The 6,570-nt window shown below is 71.0% G+C and carries 7 protein-coding genes; 1 reads left to right on the top strand and 6 read right to left on the bottom strand.

The annotated features are described in order from the left end of the window. The 3 genes from ACZ4M3_RS30155 to ACZ4M3_RS30145 all read right to left on the bottom strand — a co-directional run. The coding region (locus tag ACZ4M3_RS30155; protein WP_467737951.1) for a CHAP domain-containing protein at positions 1-1,736 on the bottom strand (1,736 nt) is incomplete at its 3' end. Positions 1,737-2,111: 375 nt separating this feature from the next. After that, positions 2,112-2,429, bottom strand: coding sequence for a hypothetical protein (locus ACZ4M3_RS30150; RefSeq protein WP_467737949.1), 318 nt, complete (start codon positions 2,427-2,429; stop codon positions 2,112-2,114). Positions 2,430-2,436: 7 nt separating this feature from the next. Beyond that, positions 2,437-2,607 carry a hypothetical protein gene (locus tag ACZ4M3_RS30145; RefSeq protein ID WP_467737947.1) on the bottom strand — a complete coding sequence of 57 codons (171 nt, stop codon included), beginning with the start codon at positions 2,605-2,607 and terminating at the stop codon, positions 2,437-2,439. Between the two features lie 364 nt (positions 2,608-2,971). On the opposite strand from ACZ4M3_RS30145, the gene ACZ4M3_RS30140 reads away from it, so the two are divergent. Further along, entirely contained in the window at positions 2,972-3,988 is a 1,017-nt protein-coding gene (locus ACZ4M3_RS30140; protein WP_467737945.1) for a LuxR C-terminal-related transcriptional regulator, read from the top strand. A gap of 317 nt (positions 3,989-4,305) precedes the next feature. On the opposite strand, the gene ACZ4M3_RS30135 is transcribed toward ACZ4M3_RS30140, so the two are convergent. From ACZ4M3_RS30135 to ACZ4M3_RS30125, 3 genes are read right to left on the bottom strand one after another with little or no spacing between them, the layout of a single operon-like run. Continuing rightward, positions 4,306-4,665 (bottom strand): VOC family protein, encoded by a 360-nt coding sequence (locus tag ACZ4M3_RS30135; RefSeq protein ID WP_467737943.1) that lies wholly within the window; start codon positions 4,663-4,665, stop codon positions 4,306-4,308. A gap of 29 nt (positions 4,666-4,694) precedes the next feature. After that, on the bottom strand, positions 4,695-5,360 hold the full coding sequence (locus tag ACZ4M3_RS30130) for a response regulator transcription factor (protein WP_467737941.1): 666 nt from the start codon (positions 5,358-5,360) through the stop codon (positions 4,695-4,697). After that, positions 5,357-6,568 (bottom strand): sensor histidine kinase, encoded by a 1,212-nt coding sequence (locus ACZ4M3_RS30125; protein WP_467738015.1) that lies wholly within the window; start codon positions 6,566-6,568, stop codon positions 5,357-5,359. Before ACZ4M3_RS30125 ends, ACZ4M3_RS30130 begins: the two co-directional genes overlap by 4 nt. Between the last annotated feature and the right edge of the window lie 2 nt (positions 6,569-6,570).

Raw genomic sequence — 6,570 nt, 5'->3', positions numbered from 1 at the left:
ATGACGGTTCCGGTGCCGGTGGCCAGCCACAAGGTGTGGCCGGAGTCCGCGCCCTGCCAGGCCACGGTGTAGCTGCCGTCGGGCATGGCCGCCAGTGACGGGTTCGTGCCCGCGGCGACGCCCATCTGGTAGGGGTTGCCGTAGCTGTTCATGACGGTTCCGGTGCCGGTGGCCAGCCACAAGGTGTGGCCGGAGTCCGCGCCCTGCCAGGCCACGGTGTAGCTGCCGTCGGGCATGGCCGCCAGCGACGGGTTCGTGCCCGCAGCGACGCCCATCTGGTAGGGGTTGCCGTAGCTGTTCATGACGGTTCCGGTGCCGGTGGCCAGCCACAGGGTGTGATTGGTGTCAGCACCCTGCCAGGCCACCTCCCAGCCGCCCCCCGGGAGCACGACGAGGGAGGGGCTGGTGCCGGCGGCCACGCCCATCTGGTGCGGATTGCCGTAGCTGGTCATGGTGCTGCCCGAGCCGGTGGCCAGCCACAGGGTGTGGTTGGCGTCCGCGCCCTGCCAGGCGGCGACCCAGCTGCCATCGGACTGGGTGACGATGGAGGGGTTGGTGCCGGGCGCGACGCCCATCACGTACGGGTTGCCGTAGTTCCACATGTTTCCACCGGTGCCGGTGCCCAGCCAGAGCGACTTGTTGGTGTCCGCGGCCTGCCAGGCCACGTCGAAGTCGCCGTTGGGCAGCGGTGCGAGGGCCGGGCTGGTCTTGGCGGCCGGGGGCGTGTTGTTGACGCTGATGGTGATGGTCTTGGTCGAGTCGATCTGGTTCGCGTTGCCCGCGTCGAAGGCGGCGGCGGTGACGGTGTGGTTGCCGTTGGCCAGGGACGCGGTGTTGAGGGCCAGCTTGTGGGCCGGGCTGGCGGCGCCGCCGCTGTCCGTGGCGCTGATCAGGCCCGTGCCGCCGGCGGCGGGGTTGGTGTTGTCGAGGTAGTACCAGACCCGGCTGGCGTTCGTCTCGGTCGCGGTGAGCATGATCTGGCCGGAGGCGGCCTGCGGCGAGGCGGTGGCGGCAGTCGTGCCGTTCCAGGTGCCGAGGCTGGTCACCGCGGCCGGTGTCGGCGCGGGGGGCGGGGTCGCGGTCCCGGGGGTGACGTAGCGGTAGACGTAGTGGCCTTCGCCGGCTGACCCGATGGCGGAAGGGATGGTCTCCTGCTCGACCTCGCCGTTGTCGTTGCCGCCCACCACAGTGATGTGGCCGCTGTCGGGAACGGCGACGACTATCGCGACGTGGGCGATCCCAATACTCTTGCTGGGCCAGTTCGCTGGCGGTATGTCAGCTCCGGAGGTGCTCTGTTCGGAGAAGACGACCGCGTCGCCGACGGCCGGAGTCTTGGTGACGTTCGCCCCGCCGTTGTAGTTGAGGAAGCTGTAGGCCATGTCGTCCAGCCTGCTGTCCATATTCGGTACACCGGCCTGCTGCCACACCCATCCCGCGAAGTCCGCGCACCAGGCATGGGCGGGGCCGCCGTTCGTGCCCGGTGTCGCACAACTGTTGTGCTGGCCGGTGCCCGTGGCGTAGTAGCCGGCGAAGCCGGGCCCGGCGCCGCACGGTCCGAAGCCGCCGCGCCAGCCGGCGGCTTTGACGTAGGTGGTCTGGCCCGTGGCGATCGCGGCGATGGTGCTGGTGGTGTCGGCGGCGAAGGCCGGGGTGGTCACCGAGGCGGAGACCAGGGAGACGGCAAGGGCGGTGGTGGCGACGGTGCCGAGGCTGCGGCGGAAACGGGAAGCGGGCATGGCGGAGGTCCTGATTCTCTGAAAAGAAAGGAAGAGGGTCACCGCGCGTACGGGAGCCCCCGGGGCGTGCCGGCACGGCACTGTCATCGCTGCGGATCGCGGCGTTTCAGGCTGGATCAGTTGCGTGCTGTGAGTCGCACGAGCAAACCGCGTAGGCTGGTGGTGGCTCTACGGCCGTGGCCTCGGCTTGGCCTGTTGCTGTCCTGCCGTGACACCCGCCAGGGGGCTGTGCTGCGGAGGCTTCGGGGTAGGTCGGTTGCCGAGGGGCGTAGGTGCAGGAGGTGCCGCTGGGCCACGTGTGCGGGGTAGCGCTGGTGGACGGCTGTCCTGCAGGAACAGGGGTCGGGGCGGGCCGCAGGTGCGCGGCTGGCTGGGTCAGCGGCTCGGCGCGCTCGGTGTAGGCACCGGTGGCAGGTAACGCAGGCCCAATGCCGGGGAGTTGCTGTAGCAGCGGGCGAGGAGGTTCGCAGCGCGCCGCACGGGGCCCGGCACGCCGGGCGTTCCCGGGTTCTGGGGGCAGGTCAGGAAGAGGAGCAGGTCGATGCGTCCGGTCTCGACGCGGGCGTGGGCGTGTTCCAGTCCGTCGTCGGGGGCGGCGTGCGCCCACAGGGCGCCGAGGGCTTCGGCTGCTTCGTCCGTCACCTCTGGGGAAGCGCCCGGGCGGTGCTCCAGGCTGAGGTACACGATGTCCAAGGCCAGGTCACCCCCACTGGAGCTCGTCGGGGGTCACCGGGGCCGCGGAGGCGGTCGGGACGGCGGTGGCCGGGGTGGTGGGCGCGTCGGCAAGGGTCGCGCCGGCTGCCGCGGGCAACAGGGTCACAGACACGGCGGTGAGGGCGGCGGCAGCGGTGGCGAGGGGGATGCGGATCACGGTCGTTGTCCTTCTCGGGTAGCAGAAACGGATGGGATGCTCGGCCGGGTGTCCCGCGGTGACGCCTCGTCCGGTCGCCGGCCCGGGTGCTCCCTGGCGGCGATGACTCAAGCTTCGCCGTCGCCCGGCCACGCCGGTAGGACTGCGGGCTGACGCCAAGGCGCCAGACGGGATCCCGACAGGAGTCCGCTCGCGAGCCGGTCCGTAGTGTCCCGGTCTGCCCTGTTCGCGCGTGGGGCACATCGGCGCATCAGCTGCATCTCCCGCGACTGCGGACAACTTCCGTAATTGCTCTGGGTGGTAGGGAAGTACCGCATAATGGATCTTGAGGGGAGGATGCGGGGGTGCCATCATGTGGCCCGGGATGCCGGAACGCGACCGGATCATCACGGGGGGCTGCATCGCCATGCTCGAAACCTTGGGACTGTCCGGCGCCGCCGCGGCCGTCTACCAGGCCATGCTCGACCGGCCCGGCGACGCAGTCGCAGACCTCGCCGCCGAATTACAGTTGACTGCTGCTCAGGTGCACGGCTGCCTGGACGAACTCGCCACCCTGCTCCTGGTGCGCGCCTCCAGTGAGCACCCCGGCCAGATGCGCGCAGTCAGCCCCGAAGTCGGCCTCGCGGACATGCTCGCCCGCCAGGAAGCCGAACTGGCCGCCCGCCAGGCCCAGCTCGCCGCCTCCCGCGTCGCCGTGACCCAGCTGGTGGCCGACCGGGCCGACACCCGGGCCGCGCACGGCGAACGCCTCCTGGGCATGGACGCCATCCAGGCCCGCCTAGAAGAACTCGGGCGCAGGATGACCACCGAGTGCTTGGGCGTCCACCCCGGCACCGGCCATCGACCCGAGGACCTGGCCGCCGCCCGGGCCGCCAACGCCGAGGCCCTCGCCCGCGGCATAGTGGTCAAGGGCCTCTACCAGGACGCCGTCCGCAACGTCGCCCACACCGTCACCCACGCCAACTGGGTACTCGATCACGGTGGCGAGATCCGCACCGCCCCCGTCATCCCGCAACGCCTCGTCATCATCGACCGCACCCAGGCCCTGGTTCCGATCGATCCCGCCGACACCCGCAAAGGCGCCCTCCACGTCACTGAACCCGGCCTGGTCAAAGCCCTGTGCGAACTCTTCGACCAGGCATGGGAAACCGCCGTCCCACTCGGTGCCATCCGCACCGAAGACCCCGGAACCGGCCTGAGCAACACCGAACGCGAACTCCTGCGCCTGCTCGGCAGCGGCCTCACCGACGACACCGCCGGCCAGCGCCTGGGAGTCTCCTCCCGCACTGTCAACCGCCTGATGGCCTCGATCATGGAACGCCTCGGTGCCAGCAGCCGCTTCGAAGCCGGCATCAAGGCCGCCCACAAGGGCTGGCTCTGACCAACCGGCCGCGCATGCCCCGCAAGGGCACGAAGCAGGCCGTCCGCAGCACAGCCAGTACCGGACAATGCGCAGACCATACGGCCCGCCGCGAACCACCCGGCTCCACAACCCTGTCGGCATCGCCGGCAGATCCAGACGACCGCGCCACCGCCCAGCGGGTTCTGCCGACGCCCTTGGGGCTACAAACGCCAAGCCGACCGCTTCGCCGAAACCGCCGAATCTGCTCTCGCTGGTTCCAAATGAGATGACCTCTAATCGAGATCGTGTGGCAGCACGGAGAGTGGGCAAGGGCGGTGCAACCCATCGTCCTATGGTCAGTGGCACTCCGCGTTCTTTTGATCAGGCCTCGGACAGCCCCGCTCGTGATAGCGCGAGGTTCGCCTTGGGCACGCTTCGAGCAGGGGGTCGGCGCCGCCTTGTGCCACTTCCAGCTCGGGATCGCAGCCTACTGGGCCGCCGGGGGGATCACCTGCAGTGGAGGGTGCGGTCCGGGTGACGGGTGCGGTCTTGTCCCCGGCCATGAGGCTGATCTGCGCCGTCGGGTTGGAAGGGGAGGCGAGCGTCATGATCCAGCCGTGGTTCATGACCTCCTCGAAGTCGAGCAGGCCGTAGAACTCCCGGCTCTCCTCCACGGCCTCCGACCGGACATGGGGTACGACGCGGCGGACGGACATCGGCGACTCCCGGGTGGGTGGGTGACAGCTCAGGCCAGGCCCGCGGCGATGGCGCGGCGGACGGCGTCCGCACGGTCGCGGATCCCGGCCTTGGCGAACAGGTTGTTGATGTGCGTCTTGACCGTGGCCTCGCTGATGAAGAGCCGCTCGGCGATGCCCCGGTTGGGCAGGCCCTGGCCGATCAGGGCGAGGACTTCGCGTTCGCGCGGGGTGAGGTCCTCGGGCAGGGGACGGTCGGCCGGGGGTGCGTGGGTCCTGGCGGTGGCGAGGAGGCGGTCCTGGACCTCGCGGTCGAGTACGGACTGGCCGGCGGCCGCGGCGCGGATCGCGCGGGTGATGTCCTGGCGTCCGGCGTTCTTGGTCAGGTAGCCGCGGGCTCCCGCGCCAAGCGCGCCGAGGATCGAGTCGTCGTCGGCGAAGGTGGTCAGGACGACCACCGCGACATCCGGGTGCTCCCCGGCCAGCCGACGGGTCGTCTCGATGCCGTCCATGACGGGCATCCTCAAGTCCATCAGCACCACGTCCACGGGGCCGGCGGCGACGGCCGCCAGCACCTCGGTGCCGTTCGCCGCCGCCGCGACGACCTCGATGCCCTCGGCCAGGGCGAGGACCGCGGCGAGGGGCTCACGGACGGCGGCCTGGTCGTCGGCGACGACCACCTTCAACTTCTGCTCCTGTGCTGCGGGTCCGGTCATTGCGGGATCACTGCCTCCACCTGCCAGTCGCCCTGGTGCGGGCCTTCCGTGACCGGGCCCGCGGTCAGCGTTCCCCCGAACAAGGCTACGCGTTCGCGCATGCCGATCAGTCCCATCCCGCTGCCCGCGCCCGGGACCGCCGGGCGGGTGGCGGGGCGGTTGCGGATCCTCAGCGCGGTCGACGCCGGGGCGAACTCCAGCTCCATAAAGACGGCTCCTCCGGGAGCGTGCCGGGCCGCGTTGGTCAGGGCCTCCTGGGCGATCCGCAGCAGGTTCTGGACCGTCTGGGCGGGCACCTCGCGCACCGTCCCGGTGATGGTGAGGACGTCCCGGTGGCCCGAGGAGGCGAGCATCGAGGCCAGGGTCTCCCGCAGCGGCAGCGCGTCCTCACGCAGGGCGTGGACGGTCCACTGCGCTTGCCTCAGGCTCTCCTTGACGAGGCTGTGGGCCTTGGCGTGAGCCTCGCGCACCTTCTCCAGGTCCCCCGTGTCGATCAGCGCGTCCGCCAGCTCCAGCTGCATGTTGATCCCGGCGAGAGAGTGCGCCAGGACGTCGTGCACGTCCCGGGCGATCCTGCCCCGTTCGGTCAGCACTGCGGTGCGCGCCTCGGCGCGGGCGGCGCGTTCGGCCGACTCGGCCGAGTCGATCGCCGCCCGTACGGCCTGCCGTTGACTGCGGTTGACGATGCCGATCAGGACCGGGGCGCCGGTGGTGAGGCCGAACACCCATGGCAGCGCCTCGTGCCCGGGTCCCAGGCGCAGGTACAGCACGGCACCGCAGAGCAGGCTGCACAACCCTGCCATGACGAGGGCCTGCCGGGTGTCCAGCCGGTATCCGATGTGGCCGGCGAGGAAGAAGGCGAAGAGGTAGCCCGTTCCGCTGCTGCTCAGGCCGATCAAGGCGGCCGCCGCGCCGACCCCGAGCGAGAGCCAGACGACGGCGAGGCGCGGCGGAACCATGTGCTCGGGCAGCCGACGGGCCAGCAGTGCGGCGGAGTTGACCACGACCAGGGCGGCCACGGCCAGGCCCCGGCCGCTCGGTCCCATGGGCCGGATCGTCAGGACTCCGACGACAACGACCGCGAGGGAGACGACCCACTGCACGCGCGGGTCGTGCCCCGGTACGGGGCGCGGGTCCGCACCCCGGCCGGTGTCGTCGGCGTGGTGCGGGACGCTCTCGTCTGCGGGCACAGGCCGAAGATACGGCACGG

This window comes from Streptomyces sp. NPDC026522, assembly GCF_055567555.1.
Note: the sequence above shows the minus strand (reverse complement) of the source record. Positions and strands in the feature narration are given on the sequence as shown.